17 protein-coding genes, 1 tRNA gene and 6 pseudogenes are annotated in these 20,459 nt (G+C 71.6%); 15 read left to right on the top strand and 9 right to left on the bottom strand.

The genetic code is table 11. The features are described from left to right. Positions 1-58: 58 nt before the first annotated feature. The 9 genes and pseudogenes from AC2W7A_RS01930 (at position 59) to AC2W7A_RS01890 (ending at position 5,879) form a co-directional block, all read left to right on the top strand. On the top strand, positions 59-175 hold the full coding sequence (locus tag AC2W7A_RS01930; protein WP_485989854.1) for a magnesium chelatase subunit ChlI family protein: 117 nt from the start codon (positions 59-61) through the stop codon (positions 173-175). Continuing rightward, positions 172-1,566, top strand: coding sequence for a DNA-processing protein DprA (gene dprA / locus AC2W7A_RS01925; protein WP_485989853.1), 1,395 nt, complete (start codon positions 172-174; stop codon positions 1,564-1,566). The genes AC2W7A_RS01930 and dprA overlap by 4 nt, the downstream gene beginning before the upstream one ends. A 205-nt stretch (positions 1,567-1,771) precedes the next feature. Beyond that, positions 1,772-2,911 (top strand): chorismate-binding protein, encoded by a 1,140-nt coding sequence (locus tag AC2W7A_RS01920; RefSeq protein ID WP_485989852.1) that lies wholly within the window; start codon positions 1,772-1,774, stop codon positions 2,909-2,911. Continuing rightward, a pseudogene (locus tag AC2W7A_RS01915) lies at positions 2,908-3,063 on the top strand (hypothetical protein); the annotation flags it as partial. The gene AC2W7A_RS01920 and the pseudogene AC2W7A_RS01915, both read left to right, overlap by 4 nt. 134 nt (positions 3,064-3,197) lie before the next feature. Then, positions 3,198-3,944, top strand: a complete 747-nt coding sequence (locus AC2W7A_RS01910; RefSeq protein WP_485989851.1) for a tyrosine-type recombinase/integrase — start codon at positions 3,198-3,200, stop codon at positions 3,942-3,944. Between the two features lie 47 nt (positions 3,945-3,991). Next, entirely contained in the window at positions 3,992-4,210 is a 219-nt protein-coding gene (locus tag AC2W7A_RS01905) for a hypothetical protein (RefSeq protein ID WP_485989850.1), read from the top strand. 21 nt (positions 4,211-4,231) lie between these two features. Then, positions 4,232-4,690 carry a DinB family protein gene (locus AC2W7A_RS01900; RefSeq protein WP_485989849.1) on the top strand — a complete coding sequence of 153 codons (459 nt, stop codon included), beginning with the start codon at positions 4,232-4,234 and terminating at the stop codon, positions 4,688-4,690. A 241-nt stretch (positions 4,691-4,931) separates the two neighbouring features. Then, complete coding sequence (locus AC2W7A_RS01895) at positions 4,932-5,435, top strand: DUF3145 domain-containing protein (RefSeq protein WP_485989848.1); 504 nt, start codon at positions 4,932-4,934, stop codon at positions 5,433-5,435. A 117-nt stretch (positions 5,436-5,552) separates the two neighbouring features. Continuing rightward, on the top strand, positions 5,553-5,879 hold the full coding sequence (locus tag AC2W7A_RS01890) for an RNHCP domain-containing protein (RefSeq protein ID WP_485989847.1): 327 nt from the start codon (positions 5,553-5,555) through the stop codon (positions 5,877-5,879). Positions 5,880-6,020: 141 nt separating this feature from the next. On the opposite strand, the gene AC2W7A_RS01885 is transcribed toward AC2W7A_RS01890, so the two are convergent. The 7 genes and pseudogenes from AC2W7A_RS01885 to aceE all read right to left on the bottom strand — a co-directional run bounded on the left by AC2W7A_RS01885 (position 6,021) and on the right by aceE (position 14,030). After that, positions 6,021-7,268, bottom strand: coding sequence for a beta-ketoacyl-[acyl-carrier-protein] synthase family protein (locus AC2W7A_RS01885; RefSeq protein ID WP_485989846.1), 1,248 nt, complete (start codon positions 7,266-7,268; stop codon positions 6,021-6,023). 200 nt (positions 7,269-7,468) lie between these two features. Then, on the bottom strand, positions 7,469-7,714 hold the full coding sequence (locus AC2W7A_RS01880) for an acyl carrier protein (protein ID WP_067190265.1): 246 nt from the start codon (positions 7,712-7,714) through the stop codon (positions 7,469-7,471). Between the two features lie 65 nt (positions 7,715-7,779). After that, positions 7,780-8,831: pseudogene (locus tag AC2W7A_RS01875) on the bottom strand (beta-ketoacyl-ACP synthase III). 38 nt (positions 8,832-8,869) lie between these two features. Further along, positions 8,870-9,792 (bottom strand): annotated as a pseudogene (locus tag AC2W7A_RS01870) (ACP S-malonyltransferase). Positions 9,793-10,025: 233 nt separating this feature from the next. Continuing rightward, a pseudogene (locus AC2W7A_RS01865) lies at positions 10,026-10,211 on the bottom strand (helix-turn-helix domain-containing protein); the annotation flags it as partial. Positions 10,212-10,356: 145 nt separating this feature from the next. Then, positions 10,357-10,656 (bottom strand): annotated as a pseudogene (locus AC2W7A_RS01860) (PucR family transcriptional regulator); the annotation flags it as partial. Between the two features lie 629 nt (positions 10,657-11,285). Continuing rightward, positions 11,286-14,030 carry a pyruvate dehydrogenase (acetyl-transferring), homodimeric type gene (gene aceE / locus AC2W7A_RS01855; protein ID WP_485989845.1) on the bottom strand — a complete coding sequence of 915 codons (2,745 nt, stop codon included), beginning with the start codon at positions 14,028-14,030 and terminating at the stop codon, positions 11,286-11,288. A gap of 264 nt (positions 14,031-14,294) precedes the next feature. On the opposite strand from aceE, the gene AC2W7A_RS01850 reads away from it, so the two are divergent. The 5 genes from AC2W7A_RS01850 to AC2W7A_RS01830 all read left to right on the top strand — a co-directional run bounded on the left by AC2W7A_RS01850 (position 14,295) and on the right by AC2W7A_RS01830 (position 16,553). Continuing rightward, entirely contained in the window at positions 14,295-14,726 is a 432-nt protein-coding gene (locus tag AC2W7A_RS01850; RefSeq protein WP_485989843.1) for a DUF3052 domain-containing protein, read from the top strand. Next, complete coding sequence (locus AC2W7A_RS01845) at positions 14,719-15,246, top strand: redoxin domain-containing protein (RefSeq protein WP_485989842.1); 528 nt, start codon at positions 14,719-14,721, stop codon at positions 15,244-15,246. Before AC2W7A_RS01850 ends, AC2W7A_RS01845 begins: the two co-directional genes overlap by 8 nt. Positions 15,247-15,278: 32 nt before the next feature. Next, a tRNA-Val gene (locus AC2W7A_RS01840) sits at positions 15,279-15,355 on the top strand. Positions 15,356-15,396: 41 nt separating this feature from the next. Beyond that, positions 15,397-16,209, top strand: coding sequence for an AzlC family ABC transporter permease (locus tag AC2W7A_RS01835; RefSeq protein ID WP_485989841.1), 813 nt, complete (start codon positions 15,397-15,399; stop codon positions 16,207-16,209). After that, the gene (locus AC2W7A_RS01830; protein WP_485989840.1) at positions 16,206-16,553 is read left to right on the top strand and encodes a branched-chain amino acid transporter permease; all 348 of its coding nucleotides are present in this window, start codon (positions 16,206-16,208) and stop codon (positions 16,551-16,553) included. Before AC2W7A_RS01835 ends, AC2W7A_RS01830 begins: the two co-directional genes overlap by 4 nt. Before the next feature lie 11 nt (positions 16,554-16,564). On the opposite strand, the gene AC2W7A_RS01825 is transcribed toward AC2W7A_RS01830, so the two are convergent. Continuing rightward, positions 16,565-18,550, bottom strand: a complete 1,986-nt coding sequence (locus AC2W7A_RS01825) for an acyltransferase family protein (RefSeq protein ID WP_485989839.1) — start codon at positions 18,548-18,550, stop codon at positions 16,565-16,567. 166 nt (positions 18,551-18,716) lie between these two features. Then, positions 18,717-19,205 carry an NUDIX hydrolase gene (locus tag AC2W7A_RS01820; protein WP_485989838.1) on the bottom strand — a complete coding sequence of 163 codons (489 nt, stop codon included), beginning with the start codon at positions 19,203-19,205 and terminating at the stop codon, positions 18,717-18,719. Positions 19,206-19,480: 275 nt separating this feature from the next. On the opposite strand from AC2W7A_RS01820, the pseudogene ppk2 reads away from it, so the two are divergent. Next, a pseudogene (ppk2, locus tag AC2W7A_RS01815) lies at positions 19,481-20,459 on the top strand (polyphosphate kinase 2); the annotation flags it as partial.

Below are 20,459 nucleotides of genomic sequence, written 5' to 3'. Positions count from 1 at the left end.
GCCGCTGCCGACTCGGCGGTGGACGCCGGCTGGCTCAGCGCGCGGGGACACGCCCCGCGTGCTGCGGCTGGCCTGGACCGTCGCCGACCTTCGCGGAGCGGCCGTGCCCTCCTCCGAAGACGTGGACGTCGCCCTGCACCTGCGCCGGCGCCAGGATGAGGAGGAAGCCGCATGACCGAGCCGCCGACCACCCGCCCCCTCCTCGGTCTCACCCCCGGCCCGGACATGGACGGAAGGGACCGCAGCCGCGATCAGGTGCGGCTGGCCCGGGCCGCGCTGACCAGGCTCGTCGAGCCCGGCGATGAGACGGCACTGGCCGTCATCGCCCGTCTCGGTCCCGAGCACGCGCTCGCCCTGCTCACTGGGCGCTGCCGCCCGACCCGGGAGGAGGAGGCGGCGCTCGCCGAGGCCTCCGGGAGCCCGGACGGCTGGCGGCGACGCTTCTCGGCGGGACTGCGTCGGTGGGCGCCCCGGGCCGCAGAGCTCTCCCCGGAACGGGACCTGGTGACGATGCATCGGCTCGGCGGCGGCCTGCTCATCCCGGAGGACGCCGCCTGGCCCGGCTGCCTGGACGACCTCGGCCATCGCCGACCAGTCGCGCTCTGGACCCGCGGCACGGCGGTGCTCCCGGACCATTCCCACACCCTGGCCGTCGTGGGCAGCCGCGAAGCGACCGCGTATGGCCGAGCCGTCACGGGCCGACTCGTGGCCCCGATCGCCGCCGAGGGGGTCACCGTCCTGTCCGGGGGCGCCTACGGCATCGACGGACATGCCCACCGCGTCGCCCTCGAGGCCGGGCAGGGGACACCGCCGACGGTCGCCGTGCTCGCGGGAGGACTCGACCGCTTCTACCCCGCCGGTCACGAGGACCTGCTCCGTGCCGTCATGGAACGCGGCCTGCTGCTCTCCGAGATGCCGCCCGGTGCCAGCCCCACACGGCACAGGTTCCTGTACCGCAACAGGCTCATCGCCGCGTTGTCGGCCGGTGTGCTCGTCGTGGAGGCGCGCTGGCGCTCCGGCGCCCAGAACACGGCGTCTCACGCCCTCGGCCTCGGCCGGGAACTCGGCGTGGTCCCGGGGCCCATCACCTCGCCGAGCTCCGCCGGCTGCCATCGGCTGCTTCTGGAGACCCCGGCGCGGCTCGTCGCCGATGTGGGAGACGTGCGTGGGCTGCTCCGGAGCGGGGGCGATCCCGGCCCGACCCGGGATCCCGCATCACCGCAGGGCTCCGCCTCGCGGCGGGACCCTGCACCGTCCCGGGACTCGGCAGCGCCACCAGGTCCGGGCGGACGAGCCCTGCGCGCCGGAGACGGGCTCCGCGCTGGGGGAGAAGACGGGGACGCGAGGCCTGAGGACGGACTGTCCGAGCAGGAGCTGCTCGTCTTCGACGCCCTCCCGGTCCGGTCCCATGCCACGCTCGACCGGCTGGCCGTGGCGGCGGGCATGCCGGTGCCGTCGCTCGTGGCCGTCCTGCGGCGCTTCGCGCGGCAGGGGCTGGCCGAGGAACGGGATCGTCGCTGGCGCCGGGGGCCGCGTGCCGCGGCGCGACGGGCGCCGGCCGACTGAGCGCCGTGAGGGGACGGCGAGGGATCCGCCTATGCTGGTGCGGCAGGACACACGCCGGACAGAGAGGACCGACGGTGCAGACAGGCCCCACGGCCGTGCCCGGTGCACGCTTCGACGACCTCGCCGCTGGCACCGTCCTCGAGTTCGACTCCTTCGACGAGATCGTCGTCGCCGGGCCCGGGCACGTGCTGCCGCCCTGCGCCGCGTGCAGCGGGCCGTGGACCGCGGCCGGTGGGCGGCCGGGTACGTGGCCTACGAGGCGGCCCTCGGCCTGGACCCGAGGTTCCGCTGCCATGAGCCGACCCCGGGCCGGCCCCTGGTCTGGTTCGGCCTCGCAGACGCCCCCGTCTCGGAGCCCACGGCCCTGCCCGCCGGCGACACCGTGGACCTGGACTGGCAGTCGCAGTGGACTCCCCAGGAGCACGCCGACCGTCTCTCCCGGGTTCATGCTTCCATCGCCCGTGGAGACACCTACCAGTGCAACCTCACCACCCGGCTCACGGCGGACCTGCCTGCCGGTCTGCTCGCCGATGCCGGAGAGCGGCGGCGCTGGTACGCCCACCTCGCCCGCAGGCAGCAGGGCTCCTTCCACGCGCACCTCGAGACCGGCGGGCTCTCCGTGCTCAGCGCCAGCCCAGAGCTGTTCCTGCACCACGAGGATGGGATCCTGACGGTCCGGCCGATGAAGGGAACCGCGGCCCGCGGCACGGACCCTGGATCCGACCAGGCGGCCCGCGCCCGTCTGGAGGCCAGCGAGAAGGACCGGGCCGAGAACGTGATGATCGTGGACCTGATGCGCAATGACGTCGCCCGGGTCAGCCGCACCGGAAGCGTCGCGGTCACCGACCTGCTGGCCTGCGAGGCCTACCCAACCGTCTGGCAGCTGACCTCCACCGTCACCGGGAGGACGCTGCCGGACACGGGGCTGCCCGAGCTGTTCTCCGGGCTGTTCCCGTGCGGGTCCATCACCGGGGCGCCGAAGGCCTCCACCATGGACCTCATCGCCGAGCTGGAAGACGCGCCCCGCGGGGTCTACTGCGGCGCCGTGGGCTACCTGGCCCCCGGGGCACGGCCGCGGACCGTCTTCAGCGTGGCCATCCGGACCGTCGTCGCGGACCTGGTCGCCGGTACCGCGGAGTACGGGGTCGGCGGCGGCATCACGTGGTCCTCGACGGCTGCAGACGAATACGGGGAGCTGCTCGCGAAGTCGCGCATCCTCACCGATCGCGCGGCGGTGAGGCATTCGCGGGCTGCGGGCGCCACCGTCGGGCAGACGGCGACCCCGGCCGCGGGAGGGAGCGCGGGGTCGGCGGCCACCTCGGGAGAGAGGACAGTGGAGGCATGAGCCAGCAGCCGGAACAGGGCGCAGGAGCGTCGGGACGCGGGGCCGCGACCGCGCCCACGGGCCACGGTTCTGCCGCCGACCGTGCCCGGCTGGAGGCGTTCGCCGAGCACCAGCGACATGAGCGGCACCGCAGCGAGAACACCGTCCGCGCCTACGAGACCGACCTGCGCGACCTGCTCACGCACCTGCACCGTGAGCACCCGGAGACCACGGGACCCGCGGCCTCCGCGGCCGCAGCGCCCTGGACTCGCTCGACCTCACTGACCTGCGCCGGTGGCTGGCGGGAATGGCCCGCTCCGGCCTGGCCCGCACCACGCTGGCCCGCCGGATCAGCAGTGCTCGCACCTACATGGCCTGGGCCGTGCGCGAGGGACTGCGCGAGGACGACCCCACGGTCCGGCTGGCCTCACCCGCGGCCGATGCGACCCTGCCGCCCGTGCTCCAGCGGGGGCAGATGGACCGGCTGCTGGCCGCCCTGGCCGAGGCCGTCACCGCGGCGGAGACCTCGGAGGACCTGGCGGCGGCCGCTGTGTCCCGCCGGGACCTAGCCGTGGTCGAGCTGCTCTACGCCACCGGGATCCGCGTGGCCGAGCTCTCCGGGCTCGACGTGGACGACCTGGACCCCGGACGCCGCACGCTCACCGTGATCGGCAAGGGGAACCGTCAGCGCACCGTCCCCTACGGCGGCCCTGCGGCCGATGCCGTCGACGACTGGCTCGCACACGGTCGTCCCGTACTGACACAAGCGGACTCCGGTCCCGCCCTCTTCCTGGGCGTGCGCGGAGGACGCCTGGGGGTCCGCCAGGTGCGTGCCGTGGTGGACCGCGCCCTCGAGGGCCTCGGAGACACCTCCGCCCGCGGACCGCACGCGCTGCGGCACACCGCCGCCACCCATCTGCTGGACGGCGGGGCGGACCTGCGCAGCGTGCAGGAGGTCCTGGGGCACTCCTCGCTGCAGACCACCCAGGTGTACACCCACGTCTCCATCGACCGGCTCAGGGACGGATACCGCCAGGCCCATCCCCGCGCCTGATCTCCGGTGGCGTCCATTCGGATCCCGACGCCCTGAGACGTCGACGGTTGACTCGTGCCCGATTCGATGCGGCCACCATCCGTTTCTCCGACCTGACCGGCCTCACCATCCGCGAATGTGATGTCGACAGGCTCGAGATCGACGGTCATGACCTGTTCTTCGGCTCTCTGATCGTCAACGGGGTCGACGTCGTCCCGTTGGTGGACGCTGAGCTCAACCGCCGGTTTCCTGGACGCGAGCTGCCCAAGAGCACTGACGTTGCATGACTGTGCCGCTGCTACGAGGCCGTGACCCAGGCGTGGGCCACGACTGTCGCTGACACTCCTGACGAGCTGCGCGACGAATCGGCGGGCGGTGAACGGTCGCTGCACCAGACGTTGAGGCACTTGATCCTGGCCACCGATGGGTGGCTCCATGGTGGCATCGAGCGCCAGGAGCAACCGTTCCATCCGATCGGACTGCCGTTCACCGGTGACGTCCAGATGGGCCACGACGCCTCGATGTTCCGCGAACCCGAGAACAGGGACGAGATCATGGAGGTGCGCGCGGCGCATCAGCGTGAGGTCGCCGACTACCTTGGTCACGTCACCCAGGAGGAACTGGACGAACCCCGTGACCATCCCTGGGGTCCAGCCGATGACTGGAAGCCCACTGTGGGCGACTGTATTCGGGTGATCCTCGAAGAGGAGTGGGCGCACCTGCGCTACGTCCGGCGTGACCTGGAGCCTGCGCGCAGGCGTGCGTGACCGCGATCCTGGGAGTGGAGGGCACGACACGGCCACGAAATGCTCCGCCGTGATTGCCCGCACCGGGCCGAACGTGCACAATGGAGCCCGACGAGACCCCCTCGCCGCAGCCGTCCCCGGACGGAGGCGGAGTGGAGTCCCGTCGGCACAAGTGAAGAACGTGGAACACCGCCGGGCCCCTGTGGGCGTCAGAGCAGCGTGGTCGTAGGGGAAGACGTACCGCACTGCATCCGGAGGAACCATGTCCCACGTCGAGACCCGCGGAGTGGTCCACATCCACTCTGCTCCTGCAGCGCTCTGCCCGCACGTCGAGTGGGCACTGGGCTCTGCTCTGGGCACCCATGTCAGCGTCGACTGGTCGGCGCAGCCTGCCGCGCCCGGACACTATCGCGCCGAGCTCCACTGGACCGCCGTCCAGGGAACCGGCGCGGCGCTGGCCTCTGCCCTGCGCGGCTGGGCCCACCTGCGCTATGAGGTCACCGAGGAGGCCTCGGCCGGCTGCGACGGCTCGCGCTGGTCCCACACCCCCGAGCTGGGCATCTTCCACGCCACGACGGACGTCACCGGCAACATCATGGTGTCCGAGGACCGCATCCGCTATGCCTACGAGCAGGGTGCAGGCGACCCCACCGCCGTCTTCCACGAGCTCTCCCTCGCCCTCGGCGAGGCCTGGGACGAGGAACTCGAGCCCTTCCGTCAGGCCGTGGAGGGTGCTCCCGTCCGCTGGCTCCGGGAGGTCGGCTGACCGACCCTCCCATCGGCCCCGGCCGAGCACAGACCGACGCCCCGCACCGGATGGCGGGGGCCGTCGTCGTGCCCCGGCTAGGCTGTCAGCACGTCCCCAGTCCGAAGGAGCCCACCCATGTCCCGGAGCACCGAGAACACGGAGTTCGACTGCGCCGCATGCGGACGCCACGTGCTTCCGCTGAACAACGGCTCCTACCGGAACCACTGCCCGTTCTGCCTCGCCTCCGTCCACGTGGACGTCACCCCGGGGGATCGTTCCTCCACGTGTCTGGGCGTCATGACCGCCGAGCAGATCGACTACCACCCGAAGAAGGGGTTCCAGATCGTCCATGTCTGCGGCACGTGCGGGCACCGTCAGCGCAACAAGGTCGCGGAGAACTGCCGCCAGCCGGACGACCGCGACCTGATCATGAGGATCCAGTCGCGCAACACCCCCTGGTGAGCCGCCCCGCCGTCTGCTCCTTAGGGGCGTCGACCGTCCACGCATGACCGTCCACGCACGACTCAGGGCCGGGTACGGAGGATCTCGTCTCCGTTCCCGGCCCTGAGTCTCCAGGCGCCGTCTGCGGCGCCGGGGTCACGCTCAGTACGAGGTGAACACGGCGACGGCGTTGTGTCCGCCGAAGCCGAAGGAGTTTTTCACGACGGCGCGCTCGCCCTCGGGCAGCTCGGCCGGAGAACCGGTGACCACGTTGAGCGGGATGTCCGGGTCCTGGTGGTCCAGGTTGATGGTGACCGGCGCCTTGCCGTGGTGGACGGCCAGCACGGAGAGCACGGACTCGATCGCGCCGGAGGCGCCGAGCAGGTGACCGGTCTGGGACTTCGTGGCGGAGACCTTCACCTGGTCCACATGGTCGCCGAACACGGCACGCATGGCGTAGTACTCGGGCTTGTCCCCGACCGGGGTGGAGGTGGCGTGCGCGTTGACGTGGCACACCTGGTCCGGAGCCACGCCGGCGTCCTCCAGCGCGGCGCGCATGGCGCGGGTGGCACCGAGGCCCTCCGGCTCCGGGGCGGTGATGTGGTGGGAGTCGGAGGTGACGCCGGTGCCGGCCAGGCGCGCGTAGATGCGGGCGCCACGGGCCTTGGCGTGCTCTTCGGACTCGACGATCATCACGCCTGCGCCCTCTCCGAGCACGAAGCCGTCGCGGTCCACGTCGTACGGACGGGACGCCGCCTGCGGGTCGTCGTTGCGCCGGGACATGGCCTGCATGGCGCAGAACGCGGCGATCGGAATCGGGTGGATGGCGGCCTCGGTCGACCCGGTCATCACGATGTTCGCCTTGCCCGAGCGGATCATCTCCAGGGCGAGGTCGAGGGACTCGGTGCCGGAGGCGCAGGCGGAGACCACCGTGCGGGCGCCGCCGCGGGCGCCGAACTCCAGGGACAGGGCGCCGGCCGCGCCGTTCGGCATGAGCATCGGCACGGTCATCGGCATCACGCGGCGCGGGCCGCGCTCGCGCAACGTGTCCCAGCCGTCCAGCAGCGTCCAGACGCCGCCGATGCCGGTGCCGAAGGCGATGGCGAAGCGCTCGTGGTCGATGTCGGCGTCCTCACCGAGCCCGGCGTCGGCCCAGGCCTCGCGGGCGGCCACGGTGGCCATCTGCATGGATGGGTCCTGCCGCTTCAGCTCGACCTTCTTGAGGACGTCGGAGGTCGGCACGGCGAGCTCGGCAGCGAAGGTCACGGGCAGGTCGTACTGCTGGACCCACTCGTGCTCGAGGGTGCGGGCGCCCGGGGTGCCGGCCAGCGCGTTGGCCCAGAAGGTGGGCACGTCGCCGCCGATCGGCGTGGTGGCGCCCAGTCCGGTGATCACTGCGGTGCGGGTCATGGTCTCTGCTGTCCCCTCGAGGTCGGTGCCGTCGTCGGACGGACTCGGTGTGGCGGGTGCGCCGTCGTCGGCGGCGCTCAGATGGGTGGCGGACCTTCCGTGGGGCCCGGCGGCCGGGGCGGGCCGGGGACGACGCGGTGCCGTCCCCGGCCACGGCCGGTGGTGCCGCCGCCGTGGCCGGCGGGCGGCGTGCGTCAGGCTCAGGCCTGGGCGCCCTCGATGTAGTCGACGGCGTCCTGGACGGTCTTGAGGTTCTTGACCTCCTCGTCCGGGATCTTCACGTCGAACTTCTCCTCGGCGTTGACCACGATGGTCATCATCGAGATCGAGTCGATGTCCAGGTCGTCGGTGAAGGACTTCTCCGGCTGGACCTCCTCGGTCTCCAGACCGGTCTCCTCGTTCACGATCTCGGCCAGGCCGGCGAGGATCTCTTCCTTGGAAGCCATGGTGGCGTCTCCTTTGTTCTCTTCGGGGATGGTGACGTTGGTCAGTGAATCATGTGTCGGGCGTCTCAGGGGAGACGCACGACCTGGGCGCCGTAGACCAGTCCGGCGCCGAAACCGATCTGCAGGGCCAGTCCGCCACTGAGCTGCGGCCGCTCCTGCAGGAGCCTGTGCATGGCCAGCGGGATGGAGGCGGCCGACGTGTTGCCGGCGTCCGCGATGTCCCGGGCGACCACCACCGAGTCCGGCAGCTTCAGCTGCTTGGCGAACTCGTCGATGATGCGCATGTTGGCCTGGTGGGGGATGAAGGCGGCCAGGTCCTCCGGCCGGACGCCGGCGGCCTCCATGGCCTCCTGGGCGACCTTGGCCATGGACCACACGGCCCAGCGGAACACCGAGGGCCCGTCCTGGCGGAGGGTGGGCCAGTTCATGTGCTCGCCGCCGGTGAGGCAGGCGACGTCCCCGTCCTCCACGGCACGGTCCACGGACGCCTTCATGTCCAGCAGCGAGTGGGTCATGCGGATGGCCTCCCAGCGCGAGCCGTCCGAGCCCCACACGCTGCGGGAGATGCCGGGCTCGTCCGCGGCGGAGACCACCACGGCGCCGGCGCGTCGCCGAGCAGGAAGGAGATGGATCGGTCGGTGGGGTCCACGAGGTCCGAAAGGCGTTCCACACCGACCACGAGGACGTGCTGGGCCATGCCGGAGCGCACGAGGGCGTCGGCCTGGGCCACGCCGTAGCAGTAGCCGGCGCAGGCGGCGGAGACGTCGAACGCCGGGGCGGGGGTGGCACCGAGCGCCTCGGCCAGGACGGCCGCGGCCGAGGGGGTCTGGTAGGGGAAGGACACGGTGGCGAGCACCACGGCGCCCAGGTCCGCACCGGTCAGTCCGGCGGCCTCCAGCGCCTCGCGGGCCGCGGCCTCGGCCATGAGCGGCACCGTCTCCTCGGCCGTGGCGCGCTGGCGGGTGATGATGCCCGTGCGCTGGCGGATCCACTCGTCCGAGGAGTCGATGGGGCCCACCAGGTCCTGGTTCGGGACGAGGTTCTCCGGGCGGTAGGCGCCGACGCCGGTGATGCGGCTACCGGCGACGGGCGTGGACTGGTTCAGGGTGACGGTCACGTGGTGCTTCCCTCCGTAGGGCGAGCGCTCCGGCCTGCTCAGGCGGTGTGCTCGGCGATGAACTCGGCGGCCGTGGAGAGGTCGTCGGGGGTCTTGAGCGCGCACACCTTCGTGCCGCGCAGGCCGCGCTTGGCGAGGCCGGTCAGGGTGCCTCCGGGCAGCACCTCGAGGACGCCGGTGACGCCGCGGGCCGCCATGGCCTCCATGCACAGGTCCCAGCGGACCGGGCGGGTGACCTGGCCGACGATGCGGTCCAGCGCCTCGGCGCCGGACGAGACCGCCTCGCCGTCCCGGTTGGACAACAGGGCCACGCGCGGATCGGCAGGGGAGAGCCCGGCGACGTGCTCGGTGAGCGCGGGGACGGCCGAGGCCATGAACTCGGTGTGGAACGCGCCGGCCACCTTCAGGGGGATGACGCGGGCCTTGGCGGGGGCGTCCTCGCCGAGGGCCGCGAGCTGCTCCGCCGTGCCGGCGGCCACCGTCTGGCCGGCACCGTTGACGTTCGCGGGCGCGAGGCCGTGGCGCTCGATCGCGGCCAGGACCTCCTCCTGGTCCCCGCCCACCACGGCGGCCATGCCGGTGGGGGTGGCGGCGGCCGCTCGGCCATGCCGTCTGCGCGGACCTTCACCAGGGCGGCGGCCTCCTCGGCGGTCAGCACGCCGGCCAGTGCGGCGGCGGTGATCTCGCCGACGGAGTGGCCGGCCATCAGGACCTGCTCCCCGCCCACGGCGTCCAGGTCGAGCGCCCGGGCGGACACGAGGCCTGCCGCCACGATGAGACGCTGGGCTACGGCCGTGTCCTTGATCGTCTCCTCGTCCGAGGCGGTGCCGTGCTCGGCCAGGTCCATCCCGGCGGTCTCGGAGAGGCGCCCGAGCAGGTCGGCGGCGCCGTCCAGCTCGAGCCAGGGGGCGAGGAAGCCGGGCGTCTGGGATCCCTGTCCGGGGCACACGATCGCAAGCATGGAAACCACTCTTCCAGGTGGAGCCCCCGTGCGGGCGGCACGGCGGTCACGAACCCTTCCGGGTCCGTTTGGAGGTTTCCTACAAACCGTCTCGCAGAGTGGACTCAGCGGTCCCGTTCGGCGGGTGCACGGTCCCCGCCGTGGACCGACTCCTGCTCGGCGAGCCGGCCGACGGTGATGGCGGTGTGCAGCACATAGGCGTCACGGGGCACGAGCGGGTCCCAGCCGGTCAGCTCGCTGACCCGGCGCAGCCGGTAGCGCACGGTGTTGGTGTGGATGTAGAGCTCCCGTGCGGTGGCCTCGAGCGAGTGTCCGAGCAGCCCGTACGTGTCGACGGTCTCCAACAGGGACGGCCCCGCGTCGACGAGCGGACGGTACACCCCGTGGATCAGCGCCTCCCGGGCGGTCGGGTCCCCCATCAGGGCCCGTTCCGGGAGCAGCTCGTGCGTGGGCGTGGGGCGGGGCGCCCGCGGATGGCGCCGCGGCGGACAGGGAGGCGAACACGTGCCGGGCGGACACGTGGGCCTCGGTCAGGGTATCCACGGTGGGTCCGACGATGACGGGACCGTCCGCGAACCACGGGGCCAGGGAGGCGGCCACCGCGGCGGAGTCGTCGACGGAGCCGACCACCACCACGAGCCGCTCGGACTGCACGCCGATGAGCACGTCGCACTTGTGCCGGGCCGCGGCGCGGCGCAGCTGGCTGACGTAGGAGGGCTTGTCCGGGCCGGGAGCTCCGCCGGCCATGACCAGCACATGGTGCTCCCCGCGCCAGCCGATGGCGGTGGCGCGGTGGCGGATCTCGTCCGCGTCCTGGCCGCGGAGCACGGCGTCCAGCAGCACGGCCTCGAGCCGGGAGTCCATGGCCCCGCGGGTCTCGGCGGCGCGGGCGTAGACGTCCGCCAACGCGAAGGCGACCTCGCGGGAGTAGCGGAGCATCGACTCGCGCACCGCCGCCTGGTCGCGGTCCTGGACGATCTCGGGCACCACCGTCTCCACGGCCTCCACGATCGTCCGGATCAGCTGCAGGGCCCGCTGCAGCGAGATCGAGCGGGTCAGCTCCGTGGGGGCCTCGCCGAACACGTCGGCGAGGACATGGCCGCTGGTGACACCGGGCTGCTGGAACCACTGCACGAACCCGTTGAGGCCGCGGTGCGCCACCAGGCCGAGATGGCTGCGCTCGTCCGGCGTCAGCCTCCGATACCAGGGCAGGGCGGCGTCCACCCGCTGCAGGATCGCGGTGTTCAGCTCGCCCAGATGCGAACGCAGCCGTGCCAGCGTCTCGGCCGAGATCGGGCGGGGGCCGGCGGGAGGACGGGACTCGGGCATGCGCCCGATCCTAGCGGGGACTTTGTACGTTCCCTACAGCCGGCGCCGTGCGTCGCGGTCCGCCGCAGGCAGGGCGGGGGAGCGTGAGACGACGGACCCCGCCTTCGCGTGGAAGGCGGGGGTCCGTCGTCGGGAGGCGGGGCGTCGGCCCCGTCCGGTGCGGGTCAGGCGTCGCCGCCGGCGTTGCCGGTGGTGCCGGCGTTCACGTCGTCCAGCCTGTACTTCTCGTGCGCCTTCGCGGCGGTGCCGGCCTCCACGGAGCCGTCCTTCTCCAGCATCTGGAGGGCGCGGACAACCATCGAGTGGGCGTCGATCAGGAAGTAGCGGCGGGCGGCCGAACGGGTGTCCGCGAAGCCGAACTCGTCGGCACCGAGCACCGCCATGTCCTGTTTCACGAACGGGCGCACCTGGTTCGGCAGGGAGGTCGTGTAGTCCGTGGACGCCACGATCGGACCCTCCGCGTCCGCCAGCTTGCGGGCGATGTACGGGATGCGATCCTCGCCGGAGCGCAGCATGTCCTTCTCGGCGGCGGCCGCGTCCCGGTACAGCTCGTTCCAGCTGGTCACGGACCAGACGTCCGCGGACACGCCCCAGTCCTCCGCGAGGATCCTCTGCGCCTCCACGGCCCACGGCACGGACACGCCCGAGCCCATGAGCTGGACCTTCGGGCCGTCGGCCTCGCCCTCGGAGAGGAGGTACATGCCCTTGAGCAGGCCCTCCACGTCCAGGCCCTCGGGCTCGGCCGGGTGCACGATCGGCTCGTTGTAGACCGTGAGGTAGTAGATGACGTTGCGGACGTCCTCGCCGCGGTCGTGGTCGCCGTACATGTCCTCCAGGCCCTGGCGGACGATGTGCGCGATCTCGTACCCGTAGGCCGGGTCGTAGTGCTTGACCGCTGGGTTGGTGCCGGCGAGCACCGGCGAGTGGCCGTCCATGTGCTGGGTGCCCTCGCCGGTCAGCGTGGTGCGGCCGGCGGTGGCACCGATCATGAAGCCGCGGGCCAGCTGGTCCGCACCGGCCCAGATGTTGTCCGCGGTGCGCTGGAACCCGAACATCGAGTAGAAGATGTACACCGGGATCATCGGCTCGCCGTGGGTGGAGTAGGAGGTGCCGATCGCGTTGAACGCGGCCGTGGCGCCGTCCTCGTTGATGCCCACGTGGAACAGCTTGCCCTGTGCGGACTCCTTGTAGGAGAGGAACAGGTCGCGGTCCACCGCGAGGTAGTTCTGACCCTTGGTGTTGTAGATCTTCGATGTGGGGAAGAACGAGTCCATGCCGAAGGTGCGGGCCTCGTCCGGGATGATCGGCACGAGGCGCGAGCCCAGGTTCTTGTCCCGCATCAGGTCTTTGAGCAGGCGGACGAACGCCATGGTGGTGGCGGCCTCCTGCTTGCCGGAGCCCTTGCGCGCCTGCTTGTAGGCGGACTCGTCCGGGACCGGGATGGTGTGGTACGAGCTGCGGCGCTCCGGGACGGCGCCGCCGAGGGCCTTGCGGCGCTCCATCATGTACTTGATCTCCGGGGCGTCCTCGCCCGGGTGGTAGTACGGGATGTTGTGTGGGTCGCCCTCGATGACCTCGTCGGACACCGGGATGCGGTGGCGGTCGCGGAACGACTTGAAGTCGTCCACGGTCAGCTTCTTCATCTGGTGCGTGGCGTTGCGGCCCTCGAAGGACTTGCCGAGGCCGTAGCCCTTGATGGTGTGCGCCAGGATGACGGTCGGCTGGCCCTTGTGCTCCACGGCCGCCTTGTAGGCCGCGTACACCTTGCGGTAGTCGTGGCCGCCGCGCTTGAGGCCCCAGATCTCGTCGTCGGACATGTCCGCCACGAGCTCCTTGGTCACGGAGGACTGGCCGAAGAAGTGCTCGCGCACGAATGCGCCGTTCTCCGCCTTGTAGGTCTGGTAGTCGCCGTCGACGGTCTCGTTCATGACGCGCACGAGCTCGCCCGTGTCGTCCTTCTCCAGCAGCGGGTCCCACTCACGGCCCCACAGCACCTTGATGACGTTCCATCCGGCGCCGCGGAAGTAGGACTCCAGCTCCTGGACAATCTTGCCGTTGCCGCGGACCGGGCCGTCGAGGCGCTGCAGGTTGCAGTTCACCACGAAGGTCAGGTTGTCCAGGTTGTTGTTGGCGGCGATGTGCAGCTGGCCGCGGGACTCGGGCTCGTCCATCTCGCCGTCGCCGAGGAACGCCCAGACGTGCTGGTCCGAGGTGTCCTTGATGCCGTGGTCCTGCAGGTACCGGTTGTACTGCGCCTGGAAGATCGCGTTCATCGGGCCCAGGCCCATGGACACGGTGGGGAACTGCCAGAACTCCGGCATCATGCGCGGGTGCGGGTAGGAGGACAGGGCGTGGCCCTTCTTGGACTTCTCCTGGCGGAAGCCGTCCAGATCCTCCTCGGTCAGACGTCCCTCGAGGAAGGCGCGCGCGTAGTTGCCGGGGGAGGAGTGGCCCTGGAAGAAGACCTGGTCGCCGCCGCCGGGATGGTCCTGGCCGCGGAAGAAGTGGTTGTAGCCCACCTCGTACAGCGTCGCCTGGCCGGCGTAGGAGGAGATGTGCCCGCCCACGCCGATGCCCTCACGCTGGGCGCGCTGCACCATCACGGCCGCGTTCCAGCGCAGGTAGTTGCGGTAGCGGCGCTCCAGCTCCTCGTCGCCCGGGAACTCCGGCTCTTGGTCCGCGGGGATGGTGTTCACGTAGTCCGTGGTGGTCACCATCGGCACGCCCACGGACTTCATGCCGGCGCGCTGGAGCAGGGAGCGCATGATGTACTGCGCCCGCTCGGTGCCGCGCTCCTCCACGAGCCCGTCGAAGGACTCGATCCACTCCGCGGTCTCCTGCGGATCCTTGTCCGGGAAGTTGTTCGTCAGTCCGCTCAGGATGCGGGAGCTCTCTTCGGCTGCGCTCAAGCTGCCTCCTCTGGCTGGGCGGAGGGGTGCCTCCGCGGGGTCTGGGAGGGGGATCGCGGACGCCGTGCGGCGACCGCCTCGGGCCGCGGGGTACGCGGCCGCCCCCGTTTGATGAGGTGGTCCGCTGGACAGCCTACCCGCGCCCGCCTGCACAGAGGGAAGGTCCGTTCCGCTCCCGGACGCGTATGGTGGGGACCATCACCCGATCGGGCGGTCGCCGTGAGACCGGTGCCGCCGCCGTCAACCGAGGAGGTCTGTACGACTATGGACGCCGGGTCCACCGCGACCGACGCTTCCCATGCCCTGCTGGACGAGCTGGGCCTGACCGCCGGACAGTACGTCCACGAGTTCTGCTATGACGAGGACGTGGACCACGGGCTGCGCGAACGCCTCGAGGCGGCGCTCGGCACCGAGCTGCAGCCGGAGGAGGACCAGGAGCCGGTGGACGCCGTGCTGCTGTGGTGGCGCGCCGACGACGGCGACGCGACGGACCTCGCGGACACCCTCGTGGACGCGCAGGCGTCCCTGGAGGAGGGGCCGGTCTGGGTGATGACCCCGCGCAAGGGCAGGGACGGCCACGTGGAGCCCGCGGACGTGCAGGAGGCGGCCACGACGGCCGGTCTGCACGCCACCACCGGCGCCGGCGTGTCCGAGGACTGGGCGGCCGTGAAGCTCGTGCAGAAGCGCGGTGGCTGACCGGCCCGCCCTGCGGGACTCCCACGGCCAGTCCTGGTCCTTCCCCCCGCTGGCGGATCCGGGGCTCGCACCCACCGCCGGTCCCGACGAGGGCGCACGCCCGGTGGGGGTGTGGCTCGCCTTCCTGCCGGGCGCCTTCACGCCCGTGTGCACCGGTGAGCTGGCCTGGCTCGGCGAGCTCGCCGAGCGCTGGACCGACGACCACGTGGCCGTGCGGGTCGTCGCCTGCGACTCCGCCCCCGTCCTGCGACGCGTCGCCGAGGACCTGGGGCTCCCCGAGCCGCTGACGCTGCTCTCCGACTTCTGGCCGCACGGCGCGGCCGCCCGCGGCTTCGACGCGTTCGACGCGGAGACGGGCCGGGCCCGCAGGATCTCCGTCCTGCTGGACGCCGGGGGCAGCGAGGTCGGGCGCGTCGAGGCGGAGGCGGGCCAGCCCCGCAGCCGCGCCGCGCACGAGGCGCTGACGGCGGGGCTGCTCAAGGCATGTCCCTCCGGCGCGGCCGACCCGGAACGCGGCTGACCTTCAGACGCCGGTAGGATGGCGCCGTTCCAGGACCCATAGCTCAGTCGGCTAGAGCATCTCGTTTACACCGAGAGGGTCGGGGGTTCGAGTCCCTCTGGGTCCACCATCGCTCCGCGGGGCCGGTGCAAGTGGCACCCTGGTCTCGTCATGAGCACCGAGTCCACCGTCACCGCCGCCACCGCGTCGACCCGCGCCGAGGTCCGCCGCGGCCTCGCCCTGTCCTCGGCGGCGGGGCTGGGCCTGTTCCCGCTCGGTCTGGCCTTCGGCCTGCTCGTGGCGCAGGCGTCTCTGCCCTGGTGGACCGCACCGCTGCTGTCCACGGTGGTGTTCGCCGGCTCCGTGGAGCTGCTGCTGGTCTCGCTCATCGTGGCGGGCACCCCGTTGGTGACGGTCGCGGTGACCGTGTTCCTGGTGAACTTCCGTCACGTCTTCTACGCGTTCAGCTTCCCGCTGCGTGCGGTGCGTTCCCGGCCCGCACGCGTCTACTCCATGGGTGCGCTGATCGACGAGGCCTACGCGATCGCCACCACGCACCGCACGGGCTGGACCGGTCCGCGCCTGCTGGCCATGCAGGTCGCCCTCCAGGCCTACTGGGTGCTCGGCGGCATCGTGGGCGTGGCCGCCGGCAGTCTGCTCCCGGCTCCGATCGAGGGCCTGGAGTTCGCCCTCACCGCCCTGTTCATCGTCCTGGCCCTGGACGCGGCCCGGACGCGGAGGCAGGTGCCGCTGGTGCTCATGGCGGCCGCCGCCGTGGCGGTCGCGCTCGCCGTGGCCCCGGACGAGATGCTCGTGGTCGCCTTCGCCGTCTACGTGCTCTTCCTGGTGATGGCCCACCTGGCCTCCCGCGGCCGCCGGTCCCTCGGGCTGCCGGAGGAGGACCCGGTGACCGGGGCCGTTCCGGTGGTGGAGGGAGCCGGCGCCACGAACGGTGCGGAGGCCACCGGGGGAGGGCGCCGATGACCGTCTCCGCCGGCTACATCCTCGCCGTCGCGCTCGTCGCCGGTGCGGTGACCTTCTGCCTGCGTGCACTGCCGTTCGCCCTGCTGAAGCCGCTGCGCGCGTCCCTGCTGGTGCGCCGGCTGGCCGTGTGGATGCCTGCGGGCATCCTCACGGTGCTCGCCCTGGTCATGCTGCTGGACTCCGCGGCCCTGTCGCCGGGCGAGCCGGTGGACCTGCGGCGCCTCGCCTACGCGTCGATCGCTGCGGCGGTGACCGTCGTCGTCCACCTGGCCGCCGGCCGCCGCACCCTGCTGTCCATCGGTGCGGGCACGGCCGCCTACGTCGCACTCGTCAACCTGTTCTGAGTCGGCCGCGGTCAGAGGTCGAATCCTGCGGCGGCCAGCTTCCGCGTGGTCCTTTCTGTGAAGGCCGGCGCCAGACTGCGCACGTAGTCAGGGGTGATGTGTCCGTCGTCCCAGTACACGAACAAGTTCCCGACCACCGGTCTGCAGATCCGGTCCGGGCAGACCAGGTCGTTCATGTCGAGCTCGGCGACACGCGGGACCGCCGCTTCCAGGCGACCGAACGGTCCAGCCCGGTCGACGTCCTGGGGGTAGGGGACCTCGCATTCGGCTGCGGCGGCACCGAGGCGTTCAGCACAGACGGGCAGGGCCTCGCGGAAGCGAGGGTTGTCCCTGAGCGCGAGGACGTGGCGCCCGTCCGCGGAGAACCGGCGGATCCAGGCGCGGGTCCCCTCCAGCTGCCGTTCCGACCCGTCGAAGGCGGTCACCGTGCTCTGCCGGACAACCACATCCGGGTCGACGTGGTCCACGACGTTCCCCACCTCCGCGGCGAACTCTCGGCATACGCGGTAGGGGACGACCTGTTCCTCTGTGGAGCCGAGCATGCAGCCGCCGCGGACGAAGCTCATGAGTGTCAGGTCATGTTCTCGTGCGAACGCCTCAGCGGCGGGCGTCCACTGCATCACATGGCTGTTGCCCAGCAGGAGGACGATGCCCTGGGACTCCTCCGGAGCGTAGACGACGCGGCAGAGGTCCTGGACGCCCTGGCGAAGCTCGAGGTCCCCGGGGCAGGACGCCAGGTAGTCCGGCCGCGGGTAGTCCCCTGAGATCAGGGGAAGGGGTGGAGCATCGGGGACGGGCCGTGCCTCGTGGCCGGGATCGAGCACCGCTGCTCCGGGGTGGGTGTTCTCCTGGCCCTCCCGCAAGGACTGCATCCGGGCACGGTCTGCGACGTGCCAGAGCCCTGCCGCCGCGACGATGGACACGATCACCCCGGCGGTCAGTGCGGCCGTCGCCGCCTGATGGCCCGTGCGGTCACCCCACCTGTTCAAGGGCCTGTCCACCCCGCGGGTGAGGAACACGGCGAGGACGATCGACAGGATGACGACGACGAGGCCGTCTGCTGCTCCTGCCCGAGGTAGTCCGGTCGCCACGAGCCACGTCGTCAGCAGCGGCCAGTGCACCAGGTAGAGCGCGTAGGCCGAATCCCCGAGGCCGGTGAGCGGACGGGCCGAGAGCCAGGTGTCGACGCCGAACCGACTTCGCGTGGGACCGGCCACCATGATGCAGGCGGCGGATGCCAGCGGCCACAGCGCGATCCAGCCGGGAAACGCGCCTTGGACATCGACGACGAGACCCACCGCGACCAGGCCGACCACGCCGACCCAGCCGAGCGCCAGGGAGGTCCGGGGGCCCGGTCGGAGGCGTTCGGCCGCGATGGCGACCAGTGAGGCGAGCGCGAACTCCCAGAGCCGTGCAGAGGTGTCGAAGTAGGCGAACTCCTGACGAGCTGCGGTGCTGACCACGGACCACGTGAAGGAGGCGACGAAGACGGCACTGAACATCGCGGTGACGACCGGCGCGGGACGCAGTGGCGTGCGGCGGACGACCGCGGCGGCCGCAGCGAACAGGACCGGCCAGAGGAGGAAGACCTGTCCTTGCACGGAGAGCGACCAGAAGTGCTGGAACGGAGAGGCCGTGCTCCCGTCGGTGGCGTAGTAGTCGACGGCCCGGGAGGCCAGCAGCCAGTTCTCCCAGTACGTGACGGACGCCAGGCCGTCGAGTCTCCACGTGGCGTTCTGCGCGGGGGAGTAGAAGACCGCCATCAGGCCGTAGGTCGCGGCGACGGTCAGCCCTGCGAGCGGGATCAGCCGGTGGGCCGTCCTCGACCATCGGCTGAGCAGGTGGAGGCGTTCACCGGCCTCGAGGCGGCGCAGGAGTCCGCCGGTGAGGAAGAACGCGGAGATGAAGAGGAAGACGTCCACGCCGTCGGAGACCCGATCGGTGAACACGTGGTAGAGCACCACGAGCATGACGGCCACCGCGCGCAGCCCCTGCACCTCTGCACGGCGGCGAGTGTGTCGTGAGGCGGCCGGCGGTCCCTCGCGTGCACCGTCGCGGCAGAGCGGGTGGGAGCGGCCATCCAGTCAGCGTACCGAATGGACTGCTGCGCGTCTGCGCGGTGGGGCCGTCCGGCACGGCTGCGCCCGCCGGCATCCGGGGCCCTCAGCCGCCGCGGACCTCCCCATCGGCCACGAACCGTCCTGCACCGCCGGCCAGGGCCCACGTCAGGGCCCGGCGGTGCAGGGGCGGCAGCTCGGGTGTCGCGTCCATGGGGAACCAGCCGACCTCGAGGTTCTCGTCGTCGTTGACCCGGGGCCGCCCGGCCACGGCGTCGAGGACCATGATCACGTCCAGGTACGGCCGGTCGCCGTTGGGTGAGGTCGTCTCCGCGGTGGTGGCCACCCCCGCGAGCCGGCGGGGGTCGGCCTTCACGCCGGTCTCCTCCCGCACCTCGCGGACGGCGGTGTCCGCGGGCTCTTCGCCGGGCTCCAGGATCCCGGCGGGGAGGGTCCAGCGGCCGTTGTCCGCCCTGCGCACCAGGAGGACCTCGGCGTCGTTGGCGCGCAGCACGACCGCCTTCACGCCGGGCAGCCACAGCGGGGCGTGGCCGATCCTCTCGCGCAGGGACAGGATGAAGTCGGGGGTGGGCATGGCCACCAGCCAACCACACGGCCCCGCGCCCCGGTCGGGGCAGCCACGGAAGGGGACGGTGCCGGACGGGTCCCGCCCCGTCCCACGCATCCTGGAGGCATGGGCCGCGACCGATGACCGTTCACCGTCTGTTCACTTCACGGCGCGCCGCAGACCCGGCAGGGGCGCGGCGTGCCGACCATAATGGAGGCAAGACCCGTCCCGTGGGTCCGTCGTCCCGCCCGTCGTGGGCCGCCGGCCCTGTGGGGGCGCGCCCGCGAGAAGGAAAGAGGACGATGCCCGTGCAGCTGCTCACCCCTGACGCCCCCCGCGAGAACCTCCGCTCGTTCATCGACAAGCTCCGCGAGGGCGGCTACACCGTCACCGACGGCCACACCAACGACCCGGACCTCATCGATCCGCAGGGCAGGGCCGTGGAGACGTGGAAGGAGGACTATCCGTACGAGGAGCGGATGTCCCGTGAGGAGTACGAGATCGAGAAGTACCGCCTCCAGATCGAGCTGCTGAAGCTGCAGTACTGGGGCGAGGACACCGGCCAGCGCTTCATCGTGGTCTTCGAAGGCCGTGACGCCGCCGGCAAGGGCGGCACCATCAAGCGCTTCACCGAGCACCTGAACCCGCGCACGGCCCGCGTGGTCGCGCTGAACAAGCCCTCGGACCGCGAGCAGGGCCAGTGGTACTACCAGCGCTACATCAACCACTTCCCGACCGAGGGCGAGATCGTCCTGTTCGACCGCTCCTGGTACAACCGTGCCGGTGTGGAGCGCGTCATGGGCTTCTCCACGGACGAGCAGTACGAGACCTTCATGCGCCAGACCCCGACCTTCGAGAAGATGCTCGTGGACGAGGGCATCCATCTGACCAAGTTCTGGTTCTCTGTGACCCAGACCGAGCAGCGCACCCGCTTCGCGATCCGTCAGATCGACCCGGTCCGCCAGTGGAAGCTGTCCCCGATGGACCTGGAGTCCCTGGACCGCTGGGAGGCGTACACGGAGGCCAAGGAGGCCATGTTCCGCCATACGGACACGGACCACGCCCCCTGGATCTCCGTGCGCTCCAACGACAAGAAGCGCGCCCGCCTCAACGCCATGCGCTACTTCCTGTCCCAGTACGAGTACGAGGGCAAGGACCACGCCGTGGTCGGCGAGCCGGACCCGAACATCGGTCCGCCGCGGCCGCGACGCCATGGGCGACTCGACCCTCCCGTCGCCCGTCCTCCGCGTCGCCGACGGCCGCGCACCCCGCCGTGGGTCG

This window comes from Micrococcus sp. LASM2_SD2, assembly GCF_057364565.1.
Note: the sequence above shows the minus strand (reverse complement) of the source record. Positions and strands in the feature narration are given on the sequence as shown.